Genomic DNA, 15019 nt, shown 5'->3' with positions numbered 1-15019 from the left:
GACCTCTTGCGAAAGTAAAAACTGCCTCAATATAGATTTCATGAAATATCAGAAATTAAATCGTTTTTCAGATTCTGAATTCCAGCGCTTGGTTGGTGTACCTCGAGCAGTTTTTAGTGAAATGGTCGAAGTTTTAAAAGAAGCAGAATCACTTAAAAAGAAATTAGGGCGTCCTCATACTTTAGCTATAGAGGATCAATTATTATTAACAATCAATTACTTACGGAGCTACAACACCCAATTGGAATTGGCGGCAAATTACCATATCGCTGAAAGTAATGTGAATCGAACTATTAAAAAGGTTGAAGATGCATTAATGAAATCAAGACGTTTTACCCTGCCAAAACGAAGCATTACCACAGCAGACGAACAATTTAACTGGGTAATTATTGATGCGACAGAATGTTTAATAGAACGCCCGAAAAAAAAATCAGAGTAAGTTCTACAGTGGTAAAAAGAAGAAACATACGTTAAAAGCCCAAGTGATCTATCATCCGAAGAGCAAACAAATCATAGGAGTAGATATATCGTCTGGCAGTCAGCATGATATTAAATTGGCAAGAAAAACAGTTAAGAAATTCAAACATTGTGACTATGTTATGACCGATTTAGGGTACTATGGGTTAGAGCAAGATGGCTTTAAATTATTGATGCCAATAAAGAAAAAGAAGAATTTACCCTTATTTGATGCTGAGAAAAATTACAATAAAATGATTGGAAAAATACGAGTTGTAATCGAACATATTAACAGTCAATTGAAAAGATTTAGAATACTAAGTGAACGCTATCGAAATAGACGGAAAAGATTCGGTTTACGCATTAACTTAATCGCTGCACTGGTAAACCGGATGAACTTGCAATAACGACTTTCGCAAGAGATCTATTAATAAAAAAAATTTATCTTTTGATCAATATTTATTTAATCGCCTCTATTGCTTGAATCGAATACTATACATATCAAATTTATAGGCATGAATGACGTATGGCTGACAGTCAATTTTCCAAAGCTCTTATTTTTATGCTGATTGGCTCCGCCATCATTTTGGCACTGTCACTGGGTGTACGTCATGCCTTTGGCCTGTATCTGGTACCGATGAGCGAAGAATTCGGTTGGGGTCATAATGTTTTTAGCCTGGCTATTGCCATGCAAAACCTGATCTGGGGTGCAGTTCAGCCGATTACCGGGGCATTTGCCGATAAATATGGCAGCAAGATTGTGGTAGCTGTAGGCGGAGCCTTATATGCAATTGGTCTACTCTTGATGGCAGTTAGCTCGACCGGATTATTGCTTAATCTGAGTGTCGGCCTGATTCTGGGTCTCGCCCTGTCAGCTACGTCATTTCCGGTGTTATTGTCTGCAGTTGGACGTGCTGCCCCACCAGAAAAGCGCAGTTTGGCGATGGGAATTGCTAGTGCGGCCGGATCTTTTGGTCAGTTTATCATGCTGCCTTCAACCCTGTTGCTATTACAGAATGTCGGCTGGTCAGCGGCGCTGGTGGTCAGTGCCATTTTAATTGCATTGATTGTGCCATTGGCCTGGATGCTGAAAGCACCGATGTATGTTCATCCCAACGCGGCCGCTACCCCCAATAAAGTCTCACTCAATTTTAAACAGATTCTGGTGGTGGTGAAAAATCATAAACCCTTCTGGTTTCTGGCTATGGGCTTTTTTGTTTGTGGTTTTCAGGTAGTTTTTATTGGCATTCACCTGCCTGGCTATCTGATTGATCATGGGTTTAATGCCACAACCGGTACGATCTTCTTAGCCTTAGTGGGTCTGTTTAATGTGGTAGGCACCTATACGGCCGGCTGGCTGGGTGGCAAATACTTCAAACCGCATCTACTGATGGGATTATATGCATTGCGTGGAATTGCGATTATTGCCTTTCTCATGCTGCCTCTCAGCACATGGACAGTCTATAGCTTTGGTGTCATTATGGGGTTACTCTGGTTATCGACCGTTCCGCTGACCAATGGCATTGTGGCGAATATGTTCGGGGTGAAATATCTGACCATGCTCAGTGGCATCGTGTTCTTTACCCATCAGGTTGGCTCATTTTTTGGTGGCTGGCTCGGTGGAGTTAACCATGATTTGAGTGGCAATTATAATGCGGTGTGGATGCTATCCATTGTCCTCAGCATTTTTGGCGTACTGGTGCATTTCTGGGTCAATGAGGAGCAAATCGTCCATGACTGATTCTCTATTGAAACTCAAACTCTTGATTGCTGTGGCAATCCTGCTTTTACTGGCTTTGTCGATTGGACTGTGGTTTCAAACACCTCAGTTATTTGAATATTTTAATCAGGCTTTTTGCGCACACTAAACTGCTGAAATATCCTCAGCAGAAAATGCGCAATCCATCGCACAATAAGTTAAATGTTTCAAAATCAACTAAATATTAAAAATATCAGATTATTCATAAACTTATCATTTCTTTTGATTTTATTTCAGTCCGGAATTTTCTTAGATTCTCATCAACAAGAAAATTCTGAGACTTTATAATGACCAGCTTAACCCAACTTTCACAAGCCATTCATGATGCTCCACGCTGGCATCAGCAAGATCAATTTCAACATCCGGCTGAAATCAAGATTGTACCGCAAACAGATCAGGCCTTAGGCGCAGTGGTCTTTGGTCTGGATGCCCGTAAAGCCCAGTCATCTGAAACCATTTTACAGTTAAAACAGGCTCTGGCCGAGCATCTGATTTTGATCTTTAAGCAGCAAAGTCTGGATGATTTACAATACTTGGCATTTTCAACTTATTTCGGTTCCATTTTCCGCCCAGGTGCAGATACCCCGGTATTGGCTGCGCAGTCCGATAGCGGTGTTCCACCCGATGTCGTGCCGGTTTCCAATGCCGTCGGTCAGGGAGACTATACCGGGCATGGTGAACTGACTCCACATACCGATCATCAATGGACACCTTTACCCTCTTTTGCTTCCTTATTGTATGCGATTGAACTGCCTCAGAACGGTGGACAGACCAGCTGGATCAATACCATTAAAGCCTATGATGCACTCAATAAAGAAACCAAAGCACAGATTGATCAGCTGCAACTGATTACTTATAACCCTTTCGTGCGCCGTCAAAAAACCAGAGATCAGGCTGATGATCAAGGTTATGGCAATAGCCCGCTGTATCGCTTTAAAGATCAGCCCATATTAAGTCATGCCTATCCACATCCACTGGTGCGCACTCATCCTGAATCCGGTCGTAAAGCACTTTGGCTGAATACGCATACCGAAGTCGAACTGGTCAATTATGATGATCAGGCTGGCAGTCAACTGATCGCAAAATTACGTGAGCATATTTCAAAACCTGAGTTCGCTTATGAACATCACTGGGAAATTGGCGATATCGTGTTCTGGGATAATCAGGTGACTTTGCACTCACGCCGTCCATTCCCGGCTGATCAGCGCCGTTTATTAAAACGCATCAGTCTGGCGGGTAGCCGTCCGTTTTAGAAATGAGAAAATCAGAATAACAAGAAAGGTCATTACAACCTTCGATAATAATGACTCACATGTAAATCCTCTACCATTGAGACTTTGACCGGCCCAATGGTTTTTTATTTTCTCGAATAATAAAACTATCTAACTCTGAATATAAGTATAGATAGTAAATTCCTTAACAAAACAAAGCGCCTGTTTACTTTTCCTCACCTAATCTGCCTAGTGTATTTTCCTTTTTCTGCTTAGCGTATTAGAAAATCAGCAATAAACCTATGGAAAGAGGAAACGATAATGAATCAGCTTCAATTTTCAGATTGTGTGCAAACCTGTATGAACTGTTCCCTGGCATGTGCCAACTGTGCCAGTGCCTGTCTTAAAGAAGAAGATCTGGAGATGATGTGAACCGTACCGGGTTTGTCGGAGACTCAATATTCTGAGAGACTATTCCGATGAAAAAACCAACCTATACCCCCGAAATTAGAGAAAGAGCGGTTCAATTACTAATTGAATCTGAAAAAGATTATCCTTCTACTTGGGCTGCAATCACAGCAATTGCGCCTAAGATTGGTTGTACTCCTGAAACACTTCGTGCCTGGCATCAAAAGCATTTAGATCAGCAAAATCCTATTAAAGTACAACAGATATCTGATCAAGAAAAAATGAAGCAAATGGAACGTGAAATTAAAGAATTAAAGCGTGCCAATGAAATTCTACGTAAAGCAGCCGCTTTTTTCGCCCAGGCGGAGCTCGACCGCCCACACAAATAATGGTGGATTTTATCCATAACAATAAAGACTTATATGGTGTTGATGCGATTTGTAGGATTTTACCGATCGCAGCTTCAACCTATTACCGAACTTTAGATCTCGCTGACAATCCAGAACATCGAGCGAAACGAGATCTACATGATAAGCATCATGCTGAACAAATTAAACGAATTTGGAAGGAAAGTTCAGGTCGATATGGTGTACGTAAAGTTTGGCAAAAATTGAAACGTGAAGGCTATGTTATTGCACGTTGTACAGTTGCTCGATTGATGCAGAAGCTAGATATACAAGGTGTTTGGCGTGGTAAGAACAAACAAACTACCCGCAACCGAGATGATCAAAAACGAGCAGATGATTTAGTGAAACGTAATTTTAGTGCTGATCGACCTGACCAATTATGGGTCAGTGACTTTACGTATATTCAAACTCATTCAGGCTGGGTCTATACCGCCTTTATTATTGATGTGTTCTCACGAGCAATTGTTGGATGGAAAGTATCTACACGAATGAATACAGATATGGTGCTCGATGCACTTGAGCAAGCATTGCACGATCGAGGCATGCCAAAGAATGTGATTCATCATTCCGACAGGGGTGTGCAATATCTTTCGATTCGCTATACCAATCGTTTAGAAGCAGCAAATTTACGAGCATCAGTCGGTACAACTGGTGATTCATACGATAATGCTTTGGCTGAAACGGTGAATGGCTTATACAAAACAGAGGTGATTGAATATTTAAAAGCAGATTGGCAAGGTTTAGCAGATGTACAACTTGCGACACTAAACTGGGTAGATTGGTTCAATAAAAAGCGTGTACACAGTGCACTGGGTTATGTGTCGCCTTTTGAGTTTGAAGCAATGTACTATGATAAGATTAACCCGTTAGGTCAGGTGGCTTAACTTAAATAAAAAAGTCTCCGACAAACCCGGTACGGTTCAATGCGGGAGTGTATCCAGCGCTGTCTGGACTGTGCAGATATCTGTCAGCTTTGCGCCCGTATGGAACAAAAGCAATCTCCATTCATGCATGAAATATGTGAACTTTGTGCGAAAGCCTGTGACTACTGTGTAGAAGAATGTGGTCATCATGAAGATGAACATTGTCAGCAATGTGCCGAAGCATGCCGCCGCTGTGCTGAAGAATGCCGAAAAATGGCGGCTTAAAAATTCGATTTGATCAACTTGACTGACTTAATCACTTCCAATAAAAAAACCGCAAGTGAAGACTTGCGGTTTTTCTGTCTAAGTCAAATATCTCACTTAGAATAAACGGTTCATACCATTCAGTGTGGCTACACGATACGCTTCCGCCATAGTCGGATAGTTAAACGTGGTTTCTACGAAGTACTTGATGGTATTGTTCGGGCTGTTCATGACTGCCTGACCAATATGGATAATTTCAGAGGCATTATTACCGAAGCAATGTACACCCAAAACTTCCAATGTTTCGCGATGGAACAGAATCTTTAATTCACCCATAGTATCACCGGTAATCTGTGCACGTGCCAAATGACGGAATGATGCCTGACCGACTTCATACGGAATTTTTTCTTCAGTCAGCTGCTGTTCAGTCTTACCAATCGAAGAAATTTCAGGAATGGTATAAATCCCGGTTGGAATATCAGTCACCGGCGCAACGTCTTTCTCGCCGCTCATATTGGCACCTGCGCAACGACCTTGGTCATAGGCAGCAGAGGCTAGCGAAGGCCAACCGATTACATCACCGGCAGCGTAGATATTTTCTACTTCAGTCTGATATTGATCATTCACAGTCAATTGACCACGGCTGTTCGGTTTCAGGCCGACATTTTCAAGGCCTAGACCATCGGTATTGCCTGAACGGCCATTACACCACAAAATCGCGTCGGCTTTAATTTTCTTGCCGCTTTGCGTGTGCATCACCACATGGTCGTCAAATGTTTCTAAAAAGTCGATCTGTTCATTATGACGAATCAATACACCCTGTTCACGCAAGTGATAAGACAGTGCATCAGAAATTTCATCATCCAGATAGCTTAAAAGTTTGTGTTGGGTGTTGATCAAGTCGACTTTATGTCCTAGACCAATAAAGATCGAGGCATATTCACAACCGATTACACCTGCACCATAAATAATGATTTTCTGGATGGAATAGTCCAGATCCAGAATTTTGTCTGAATCAAATACACGTGGATGATTAAAATCAAGAATGTCTGGACGATATGGACGCGAGCCGCTGGCAATGACCAGTTGCTTGAACATCAGCGTTTCTTTAATGCCATCTGGGTTAAATACAAAAATGGTATTTTGATCCTGAATATAGGCACGACCATGATAAATATCAATTTTATTGCGGTCGTAGAAACGTGAATGTGTATCTACTTGTTGTTGAATAACTTTATGTGCATGACGCAACACTTGCTTCATGGTGAACTGCTTCCAGTCCCCGACTTTTTGAAACAGTGGATCACGTTGATAACGGATAATACTGGATACTGTTTGACGCAATGCTTTACTTGGAATCGTACCGACATGGGTACAGTTACCACCCAGCTGTTCACGCATCTCAACGATTGCAACACGCTTACCAGATTTGGCAAGTTTCATTGCCGCGCCTTCGCCCGCAGGGCCCGAACCTAGAACTACCGCATCATATTTAACGAAAGTCCCACTAACGACCTCTTTTTTACGTGGCATTCAACGCTCCTCAAAATTAAAAAATTCACTTTAATCTACACTCTTATTATGACGTAAATCCTGTTGATTTGGTGTATTTAACTCACATATATTGCTTGATAAGAACATTTTTTAAATGAATACCCCTTTTTGCCCTATTTAGAACGAAGTCCGTTATAATAACTGCGCTATCTTTGAGTATCTCCCCCTTCAAAAACAGTGGAAAAGTTGAATATGTCTGAAAACCGTAAACCTGAACAGGGCGTCAAACTTCGCGGTGCGGAAAAAGTTGCCCGCATTCCTGTAAAAGTTGTTCCTACGGTTGAAACGCCACGCAAGCCGGACTGGATCCGGGTGAAAATGGCGGCACCTGAAGAAGTTCAACGTATTAAAACCACACTACGTCAGCAAAAATTACATACGGTGTGCGAAGAAGCCGCCTGTCCAAACCTGCCTGAATGTTTTGGTGGCGGTACTGCGACTTTCATGATTATGGGCGATATCTGTACCCGTCGTTGTCCGTTCTGTGATGTGGCTCATGGCCGTCCAAATGCACTCGATGCAGATGAACCGCGTCATATGGCAGAAACTATTGCCAATCTGGGTTTGAAATATGCAGTGATCACTTCGGTAGACCGTGATGATTTACTGGATGGCGGTGCACAGCATTTTGTAGATTGTATTAAAGAAGCGCGTGCTCTAAGCCCGAATACCCTGCTGGAAATTCTGGTGCCAGATTTCCGTGGTCGTATGGATATCGCGCTGCGCATCATGACTGAATGCCCACCAGATGTGTTTAACCACAATATCGAAACTGTACCGCGTTTATATAAAGCCATGCGTCCAGGTTCTGACTATCAACACTCTTTAAACCTGCTGAAAATGTTTAAAGAATACTGCCCGGACGTACCAACCAAATGTGGTCTGATGGTCGGTATTGGTGAAACTGAAGAAGAAGTGCTTGCCCTGCTTGATGATTTATATGCGCATGGCGTAGATTATGTGACGATTGGTCAGTATTTGCAGCCTTCAAAAGAACATGCAGCGATTGACCGCTTTGTGACACCTGAAGAATTCGAGCGTTATACCGAACATGGTCAAAAACTCGGCTTCCGCAATATCTGGGCAGCACCAATGGTTCGTTCAAGCTACTTTGCCGACCGCCAATACTACGGCGAACCTGTACCAGCAGTGCGTCGTAAAGTGGATCCTGCAAAAAAAATTGCAGTCCAGGCCATTGAAGCTTAGTCCTGTTTAAACAAATGAAATAAAAGCCCTCTCTTGTAGAGGGCTTTTTAATATCCATAATTGAAATTCTACTCAGCGTTAAACGCCATTTTTTATTTTAGATAAGATTAAGTCATTACTTATCTTCACATTTCTTTGCGCGTTCTCACTTGAAGACTGAGCATTTTTCAAACAATCTCAAAAATAGATGAAAGATTTAAAAATATCGTTGCAAGACTTGAAAACGATCATTCTCACACGTGCAATGCTGAACCTGTCCGATCCTCAAGCGACAAAAAAAATGAATGAACTGTGACAAAAATTCTATGAGATCTCGGCACAGGCAGCGTTGTATAAATCTGGAGAACTATAACAATGCTATTTATATTTGCTGTACTACTGCTATTACTTAGTTTATGGGCGGTTTTCTATTTTCAGCTCTCCCGTAGCGCGGGTGCAATTGCACTAATTGTCATGTCAGTAGTCTGTGCCTTTATTAGCCCATGGTCACTTATTCTCGGCATTCCGCTGATCCTGATTAGCCTTGTGGTGATGATCGACCCTTTACGTATGTCGTTCATTTCTAAACCGGCCTATAAAGCACTGGCCAATGCCATGCCGAGTATCAGCCCGACAGAACGTGAAGCACTGGACTCCGGAACCAGCTGGTGGGAAAAAGAACTGTTTATGGGTGCACCGAACTGGGAAACCTTTAACAGTTATCCCTATCCCAAATTATCGCTAGAAGAACAAGCTTTTCTGGACAATGAGGTTGAGACCTTGTGCAGCATGCTGGATGAATGGGAAATCCATGAGCAGAAAGCGCTGCCTGATCATGTCTGGCAATATATTAAGGAACATGGTTTCTTAGGCCTGATTATTCCCAAAGAATACGGCGGTCGTGCCTTTAGCTCCTTTGCCCAAAGTCGGGTGATGAGCAAGATTGCTTCGCGATCTCTGACCACAGCCGTGAGTTGTATGGTACCGAACTCACTCGGACCAGGCGAGCTGTTACTGCATTATGGTACCGAAGAACAGAAAGACCGTTATCTGCCGGGTCTGGCGCGAGGCGAAGAAATTCCCTGTTTCGGTTTGACCAGTCCGGAGGCCGGTTCCGATGCTGGTGCGATTCCTGATACCGGTGTAGTCTGCTATGGCCAGTTTGAAGGTCAGGAAGTACTCGGTCTGAGAATGAATTTTTCCAAACGCTGGATTACTTTGGCACCAATTGCGACAGTGGTGGGTCTGGCCTTTAAAATGTATGATCCGGATCATCTTTTGGGTGAACAGACTGAATATGGCATTACCTGTGCCCTGCTTCCTGCCAGTCATGAAGGCGTAATAGTGGGACCACGGCATAACCCGGGACCGCCATTCATGAATGGAACAGTGGAAGGTAAAGATGTCTTTATTCCACTGGACTGGATTATTGGTGGCGTAAAAAATGCCGGTAAAGGATGGCGCATGCTGATGGAATGTTTGGCAGTCGGTCGTGGCATTTCCCTACCAGCGCTGTCTACTTCTACTTCAGAAATGACTTATTTAAATGTGGGTGCTTTCTCTCGTATTCGTCAGCAATTCAAGATTTCAGTTGGCAAGTTTGAGGGTGTTCAGGAAGCCAATAGTGAAATCGCCAGTGACACCTATATGCTGGAAGCCTTCCGTTATCTGGTCACCTGTGGTCTGAATCAGGGTGGCAAGCCTGCCGTAATGACGGCGATTGCCAAATACTATGCAACTGAAGGCATGCGTAAAGTGGTCAATCACGGCATGGATGTGGTCGGTGGTCGTGCCATTCAGATGGGGCCGCGTAACTTTCTGGCACCTTACTATCAGGCAATTCCAGTCTCCATTACCGTCGAAGGCGCCAATATTCTCAGTCGTTCCTTGATGATTTTTGGACAGGGTTCAATGCGCTGCCATCCTTATCTATATGAAGAATTACAGCTCTTACAGGCAGAAGACTCGGCAGCGGCTCTAAATCCTTTTGATAACTTGCTGTTTAAGCATTTGGGTTACACCTTTAACCGGACTGCTCGCTCCTTTGCCTATGCCTTTACAGGTGGCTCAAGTGCTGCGCCGCAAAGTGCGGTTGATTTCACCCAGCCTTATTATAAGATCATTAATCGGCTGAGTGCCAACTTTGCTTTAACTGCGGATATGTGCCTAGGTTTACTCGCAGGGGATATCAAACGTAAGGAAATGCTTTCGGGTCGTCTGGCCGATATTCATGCACATCTGTTTATTGCTTCCTCAATTCTGAAATATTTTGAGCATAGCAAAAAGACTGAAGATGAGCGTTTACATGCACAGCTTGCGGTAGAAAAGTCTCTGTATACAGCGCAAGAAGCTTTTTTCGATCTGTTTGCCAACTTTCCATCAGGTGCAGCAGCAGGTATGGTCAAACTGTTATGTTTCCCACTTGGCCGCCCATTGAAAAAACCGTCAGACCAGCTAAAACAGCAGGTAGCCAACAGTATGATGGAAGACAATGCTTTCCGGAAAGTACTGAAAAAGCATGTTTTCTATAGCACAGCGGAAGATGATGTAAATGGTCGTATGGAATCAACCTTCACCATGTTATTGGAAATTGAGCAGCTTTGGGATCGCTTTAAAAAAGCTGAAAACAAAGGTCAATTCAAGGGACTCAGTTTTGCTGATCATGTGGCTGATGCGCATGAACAAGGCTTTATTAATGAAGAAGAAGCCAATAAGTTACTGCACTATAATGCGCGTCGCTATGACAGCATGTTGACTGATGTCTTCGATTTGCATTTACAGGAAGTATTGGAGCTGGAAAATCCTCATATTTCGAAAGCAGATGCAACAGGTACTGATACTTCAGTTCAAAGTGCACCTTCACATTCAACCAGTCCTTAGATAGAACTTTTATCTAAATCAGACCTTGATTACAAAGTGAAGTTATTTCCTGATTTCACTTTGGATATCTCAAGTGGCTATTAAGCCACTTTTTTACGACTATTGCACGATGGTATTTAAGAGATAAAACGTTAAGCTAGACTCATAATAAAATTGAGGGTCAATGATGTCACAACAAGATTATGAAAATGGCTTGAAAGTCCGTACTGAAGTGATGGGTTCAAGCTTTGTAAAGCGCGCTCAGGACAATACGGTTCCTTTTACTCAGCCTTTGCAGGACTGGATTAATGAACATGCCTGGGGTTCGACCTGGCAACGTGAAGGGGTTTTACCACGTAAATATCGTTCTTTAATTACTATTGCTTTTCTTACCGCGCAAAAAAGCCCAACTGAATTGAAAGGCCATGTTCGTGGCGCTTTGAATAATGGTGCAACAGTTGAAGAAATTCAGGAAGTACTACTGCATAGCCTGCCTTACTGCGGTGCCCCAGCTACTCAGGAAGCCTTCCGTGCAGCGCTTGAAGTGATTCAGGAATATCAGACAAATCAACAGAATTAAGAACTGCCTAGGCTATTTAACTGGCTTATCAATAATAAAGCCGGGAATTAAAATTCCCGGCTTTTTAAATTTTAAACTGATATATCTATAGCTATAACGTCTTTAACACTGTCTTTAATATTGTTTGAAAAGATTATCCTCTTAATTTAATTTGAGTCCGCTGTTCCAGTCCTTGCACCGCAGCGGAGAAATCCAGCTGACTGGCCTGTGGTTTGGCAATCTGCTGAAACTCTTGCTGAACCAAAGACATTACTGATAAATCCAGTTGCTGTTGCTGTACCAACTCCAAGGCAATGCCAATATCTTTCTGTAATAGATCCAGTGCAAAGGTCTTATTAAATTCACGGCTTAGTACACGCTGTGCCATGATATTTTCCGACATGCTGCTTTTACCACTGGAATGATTAATACAGTTTAGTGCACTGCTTAAATCAACACCCTGCCCTTTCAGCACAGTCAGCCCTTCAGCCAATGCCCATAAGTGAGTCGCCATTAAGGTATTATTCACAGCTTTTACCGCAAAGCCAGAACCGCTTTCTCCCACATATTCAATCAGGCCAGCAAAGGCATCAATGATCGGTTTGGCTCGTTCAAAGGCTTGTTCATTGCCACCCACCATCACAGTTAAAGTGCCTTTTTCTGCCCCAACAGTCTGACCGGATACTGGAGCATCCAGATAAAAACTGCCTTGTTGCTCCAAGAGCTTCGCCAGTTTTTGGGCAGATTCCGGTACACCGCTGGTACAGTCAATCCAGATTGCACCTTGTTTGGGTGGATGGGCTGCAATCAATGCTTCCACATCCTGACTGGTCGGCAAACAGGAAAAGATAAAATCTGCCTGAACCGCCTGCTTAATACTCACTGCTTGAGTTGCAAAAATTTCAGCATGCGTTACAGCTTTCTGTTCAGTTCGATTCCAGACCCAAACCTGATGCCCGAGTTTTGGCAAATGGGAGGCCATATGCCAGCCCATTGCCCCGAGTCCTAAAAATGCAATTGAATGACTCAAAAAATGCTCCTCATATTAAGCGACTGGCTTAGCCTCAACCTCAGTTACGGTTTCAGCTGGTTCAGATGCTGGCAATTCTTTATCTTCACCACGATTTAGGAACAGGTTCAACAAAATCGCAGCCAAAGTCGCAGTACCGATACCACCCAAATCGAAACCACCAATCTGCAAGCTATAATTACCTGTCCCCATAATCAGACACACCGCACCAATAATCAGGGTACTGTTCTTGGTAAAATCAACATGGTTATCCACCCAGATTTTGGCACCCGCCACAGTAATCAACCCGAAGACCACAATCGATGCGCCACCCAATAAAGCTACTGGAATGGTACTGATCACCGCACCAAATTTAGGTGAAAGTCCCAGCAAAATAGCGAAGATCCCGGCAAAAATAAATACGGTGGTGGCGTACACTTTGGTCACTGCCATCACACCGATATTTTCAGCATAAGTGGTCATCCCGGTACCGCCGACAGAAGCGGATAATGAAGTACAAACCCCATCTGCAAAGAAACCGCGTCCTATATACGGCGACAGATTTTTACCAGTCATTGCGGATACCGCTTTAAAGTGCCCAAGATTTTCTGCAACCAGAATAATGGCCACTGGTGCAATCATCAGCATGGCATTCATTTCAAAGACCGGACTCTGGAAATTCGGCAAACCAAACCATGCTGCTTCACTGACTTTGGTAAAATCAATCGCAGATCCGAAGCCCATGACGTTTGTGAAAAGGAAGTAAATCAGATAGGAAGACAATAAGCCCAATAACAGCAACAGACGGCGTACCATTCCTCGGGTAAACACAGCAATCACACTGATACAGATAATGGTGATTAATGCCATCCAGGAATCAAACTGGTTCGCTGAAACACTCTTAATTGCGACTGGCGCCAGGTTCAAACCAATGATCATCACAATCACGCCTGTCACTACTGGCGGCATCAGTTTTTCAATCCAGTTGGTACCGGTTTTCATGACCAGCAGACCAATCAAGGCATAGACAATACCGCAAGCAATGGTACCGCCAAGCGCCAGCCCGATATTGGGATTCGCCCCTGCTCCGGAGTAGCCTGTGACCGCCACCACGGCGCCAATAAAGGCAAAACTAGACCCCAGATAACTTGGCAATCGACCGCCAGTGATCAGGAAAAATAAAATGGTGCCAATCCCGGTAATAAAAATCGTGAGATTGGGATCAAACCCCATTAAAAGTGGCGCCAGCACGGTTGCCCCAAACATCGCAAACACATGCTGTAACCCGAGAATAATACTTTTCCCAGCAGGCAGATATTCATCTGTTTGCACGGGTGTGGTATCGAGATTGCCTTGGTAAGGCTTAAATTTTGGAAACCACGTTTCTTTTTCTTGCATCGGCTTCCCCTCCTTGATTAGGACTGAATTGATTTAGCACATTTTGTGTGGCTCACAGTAAGAACGGTTAAAGTACATCAGCGCATTGCCTTGACTCTGGCACATGGCTTTCACCTCACAGAACAGCACGTCATGACTGCCTACGGATAAACATTGGACCACCTCGCAGTCAAAACTGACTAAGGCATCTTCAAGTACAGGCGATTGGGTCACCAAAGTTTTCCAGTTCCCCTGACTGAAACGCTCTGCCATTGGTGTTTTTCCACCAAACAGATTGGAAAGATTTTGTTGATGTGATGCCAGGGTATTCACACACAACACCTGATTCTTTTTAAAGGTTTCATAGACTGACGCAGAACGGTTCAGGCACACCAGTAACGTTGGTGGTGTATCCGTCACGCTACATACGGCCGAAGCGGTAAATCCAGCCATTCCTGCATCGCCTTGCGTGGTAATGACATTCACTGCAGCACCTAGATTAGACATGCCCTGACGGAAAATCTGCTGATCGACCTGGGTAAAGATGTCATCTGATGCGTTAGTCGCCAAAACCTTATTTAATGCGTTATTTTCTACAACTGTTTCTGTGATGATTTTAGATAGTTTGGCATTCATGCTGTTCTCCCTCCCCCAAGTCAATATTCAGTTTCAGACCTGGGGCATCTAGTAATGAGATTGAATCAGGTGGATCGGCTTATACATGGGCAATCGAAGCAATTTCGACCAGCGCATCAGGTTTGGCCAAACCTGTCTGTACGCAATAACGTGCCGGTTTATCTCCCGGGAAATACTCAGCATAAACTGTATTAATCGCAGCATAATCTGCCCAGTCTTTGACAAAGACATGGTTAAACGTTACGTCATCCATGCTGCCACCGGCTTCTTCAATCACACGCTTGATAGTTTCCAGAATATGACGGGTCTGTGCTGCGGCATCACCGACATGCACCACATTATTATTTTCATCAAAAGCTAATGTACCGGATACATACACAATATTGTCTGCCTTGGTTGCCGGTACATAAGGTGCTAATGGTTTCGATGTTCCTGCTGGAATAATGATTTCTTTAGGCATACTATTTTTTCC

General features: G+C 43.4%; 13 protein-coding genes, 2 pseudogenes and 1 other annotated feature. Of the genes and pseudogenes, 10 read left to right on the top strand and 5 right to left on the bottom strand.

All coding sequences use genetic code 11. The features are described from left to right. The first annotated feature begins 40 nt into the window (after window positions 1–40). From I6L24_RS09425 to I6L24_RS09400, 7 genes and pseudogenes are all read left to right on the top strand, one after another. A protein-coding gene (locus I6L24_RS09425) for an IS5 family transposase (protein ID WP_153567219.1) occupies window positions 41–863 on the top strand; the annotation gives its coding sequence in 2 pieces (ribosomal slippage) (window positions 41–421 and window positions 423–863; 822 coding nt in all). A gap of 119 nt (window positions 864–982) precedes the next feature. After that, entirely contained in the window at window positions 983–2197 is a 1215-nt protein-coding gene (locus tag I6L24_RS09420; RefSeq protein WP_005104600.1) for an MFS transporter, read from the top strand. Further along, window positions 2190–2324 (top strand): hypothetical protein, encoded by a 135-nt coding sequence (locus I6L24_RS16745; RefSeq protein ID WP_005104601.1) that lies wholly within the window; start codon window positions 2190–2192, stop codon window positions 2322–2324. Before I6L24_RS09420 ends, I6L24_RS16745 begins: the two co-directional genes overlap by 8 nt. 178 nt (window positions 2325–2502) lie before the next feature. After that, window positions 2503–3468 carry a TauD/TfdA dioxygenase family protein gene (locus tag I6L24_RS09415; RefSeq protein WP_004279669.1) on the top strand — a complete coding sequence of 322 codons (966 nt, stop codon included), beginning with the start codon at window positions 2503–2505 and terminating at the stop codon, window positions 3466–3468. Window positions 3469–3747: 279 nt separating this feature from the next. Next, a pseudogene (locus I6L24_RS09410) lies at window positions 3748–3855 on the top strand (four-helix bundle copper-binding protein); the annotation flags it as partial. A gap of 50 nt (window positions 3856–3905) precedes the next feature. Beyond that, a protein-coding gene (locus I6L24_RS09405; RefSeq protein WP_216985949.1) for an IS3 family transposase occupies window positions 3906–5125 on the top strand; the annotation gives its coding sequence in 2 pieces (ribosomal slippage) (window positions 3906–4182 and window positions 4182–5125; 1221 coding nt in all). Continuing rightward, window positions 4181–4297, top strand: a sequence feature (AL1L pseudoknot). It overlaps the preceding gene by 117 nt. A 36-nt stretch (window positions 5126–5161) precedes the next feature. Continuing rightward, a pseudogene (locus I6L24_RS09400) lies at window positions 5162–5389 on the top strand (four-helix bundle copper-binding protein); the annotation flags it as partial. Window positions 5390–5485: 96 nt separating this feature from the next. Here I6L24_RS09400 and sthA read toward each other — a convergent pair. Beyond that, window positions 5486–6901: a Si-specific NAD(P)(+) transhydrogenase gene (gene sthA, locus I6L24_RS09395; protein ID WP_004646501.1), complete on the bottom strand. Its 1416-nt coding sequence runs from the start codon at window positions 6899–6901 to the stop codon at window positions 5486–5488. A 213-nt stretch (window positions 6902–7114) separates the two neighbouring features. On the opposite strand from sthA, the gene lipA reads away from it, so the two are divergent. From lipA to I6L24_RS09380, 3 genes are all read left to right on the top strand, one after another. Beyond that, the gene (lipA, locus tag I6L24_RS09390; protein WP_004279666.1) at window positions 7115–8128 is read left to right on the top strand and encodes a lipoyl synthase; all 1014 of its coding nucleotides are present in this window, start codon (window positions 7115–7117) and stop codon (window positions 8126–8128) included. A 354-nt stretch (window positions 8129–8482) separates the two neighbouring features. Then, a complete protein-coding gene (locus tag I6L24_RS09385; RefSeq protein ID WP_004279665.1) occupies window positions 8483–10987 on the top strand; it encodes an acyl-CoA dehydrogenase in 2505 nt (834 codons plus the stop codon). Window positions 10988–11153: 166 nt separating this feature from the next. Then, window positions 11154–11546, top strand: coding sequence for a carboxymuconolactone decarboxylase family protein (locus tag I6L24_RS09380; protein WP_004279664.1), 393 nt, complete (start codon window positions 11154–11156; stop codon window positions 11544–11546). Window positions 11547–11679: 133 nt separating this feature from the next. Here I6L24_RS09380 and I6L24_RS09375 read toward each other — a convergent pair whose 3' ends face one another. The 4 genes from I6L24_RS09375 to rutC all read right to left on the bottom strand — a co-directional run bounded on the left by I6L24_RS09375 (window position 11680) and on the right by rutC (window position 15007). Continuing rightward, window positions 11680–12519 (bottom strand): NAD(P)-dependent oxidoreductase, encoded by an 840-nt coding sequence (locus tag I6L24_RS09375; RefSeq protein WP_005104603.1) that lies wholly within the window; start codon window positions 12517–12519, stop codon window positions 11680–11682. A gap of 51 nt (window positions 12520–12570) precedes the next feature. Further along, the gene (gene rutG, locus I6L24_RS09370) at window positions 12571–13932 is read right to left on the bottom strand and encodes a pyrimidine utilization transport protein G (RefSeq protein WP_005104604.1); all 1362 of its coding nucleotides are present in this window, start codon (window positions 13930–13932) and stop codon (window positions 12571–12573) included. 33 nt (window positions 13933–13965) lie between these two features. Beyond that, window positions 13966–14481: an NADH-dependent FMN reductase RutF gene (rutF, locus tag I6L24_RS09365; RefSeq protein WP_004279661.1), complete on the bottom strand. Its 516-nt coding sequence runs from the start codon at window positions 14479–14481 to the stop codon at window positions 13966–13968. 145 nt (window positions 14482–14626) lie between these two features. Next, window positions 14627–15007: a pyrimidine utilization protein C gene (rutC, locus tag I6L24_RS09360; RefSeq protein ID WP_004279660.1), complete on the bottom strand. Its 381-nt coding sequence runs from the start codon at window positions 15005–15007 to the stop codon at window positions 14627–14629. Window positions 15008–15019: the final 12 nt, after the last annotated feature.

It is taken from the genome of Acinetobacter lwoffii, from assembly GCF_019048525.1.
In the GTDB taxonomy this organism is placed as follows: Bacteria; Pseudomonadota; Gammaproteobacteria; order Pseudomonadales; family Moraxellaceae; genus Acinetobacter; species Acinetobacter lwoffii_K.
The sequence above is the reverse complement of the archived record's forward strand: the minus strand, read 5'-3'. Positions and strand labels throughout refer to the sequence as shown.

What these genes read in the sequence shown, in the direction of transcription:
- I6L24_RS09420 (WP_005104600.1), top strand. Translation starts at nt 983, where the DNA reads ATGGCTGACAGTCAATTTTCCAAAGCTCTTATTTTTATGCTGATTGGC.
- I6L24_RS16745 (WP_005104601.1), top strand. Translation starts at nt 2,190, where the DNA reads ATGACTGATTCTCTATTGAAACTCAAACTCTTGATTGCTGTGGCAATC.
- I6L24_RS09415 (WP_004279669.1), top strand. Translation starts at nt 2,503, where the DNA reads ATGACCAGCTTAACCCAACTTTCACAAGCCATTCATGATGCTCCACGC.
- sthA (WP_004646501.1), bottom strand. Translation starts at nt 6,901, where the DNA reads ATGCCACGTAAAAAAGAGGTCGTTAGTGGGACTTTCGTTAAATATGAT.
- lipA (WP_004279666.1), top strand. Translation starts at nt 7,115, where the DNA reads ATGTCTGAAAACCGTAAACCTGAACAGGGCGTCAAACTTCGCGGTGCG.
- I6L24_RS09385 (WP_004279665.1), top strand. Translation starts at nt 8,483, where the DNA reads ATGCTATTTATATTTGCTGTACTACTGCTATTACTTAGTTTATGGGCG.
- I6L24_RS09380 (WP_004279664.1), top strand. Translation starts at nt 11,154, where the DNA reads ATGTCACAACAAGATTATGAAAATGGCTTGAAAGTCCGTACTGAAGTG.
- I6L24_RS09375 (WP_005104603.1), bottom strand. Translation starts at nt 12,519, where the DNA reads ATGGGCTGGCATATGGCCTCCCATTTGCCAAAACTCGGGCATCAGGTT.
- rutG (WP_005104604.1), bottom strand. Translation starts at nt 13,932, where the DNA reads ATGCAAGAAAAAGAAACGTGGTTTCCAAAATTTAAGCCTTACCAAGGC.
- rutC (WP_004279660.1), bottom strand. Translation starts at nt 15,007, where the DNA reads ATGCCTAAAGAAATCATTATTCCAGCAGGAACATCGAAACCATTAGCA.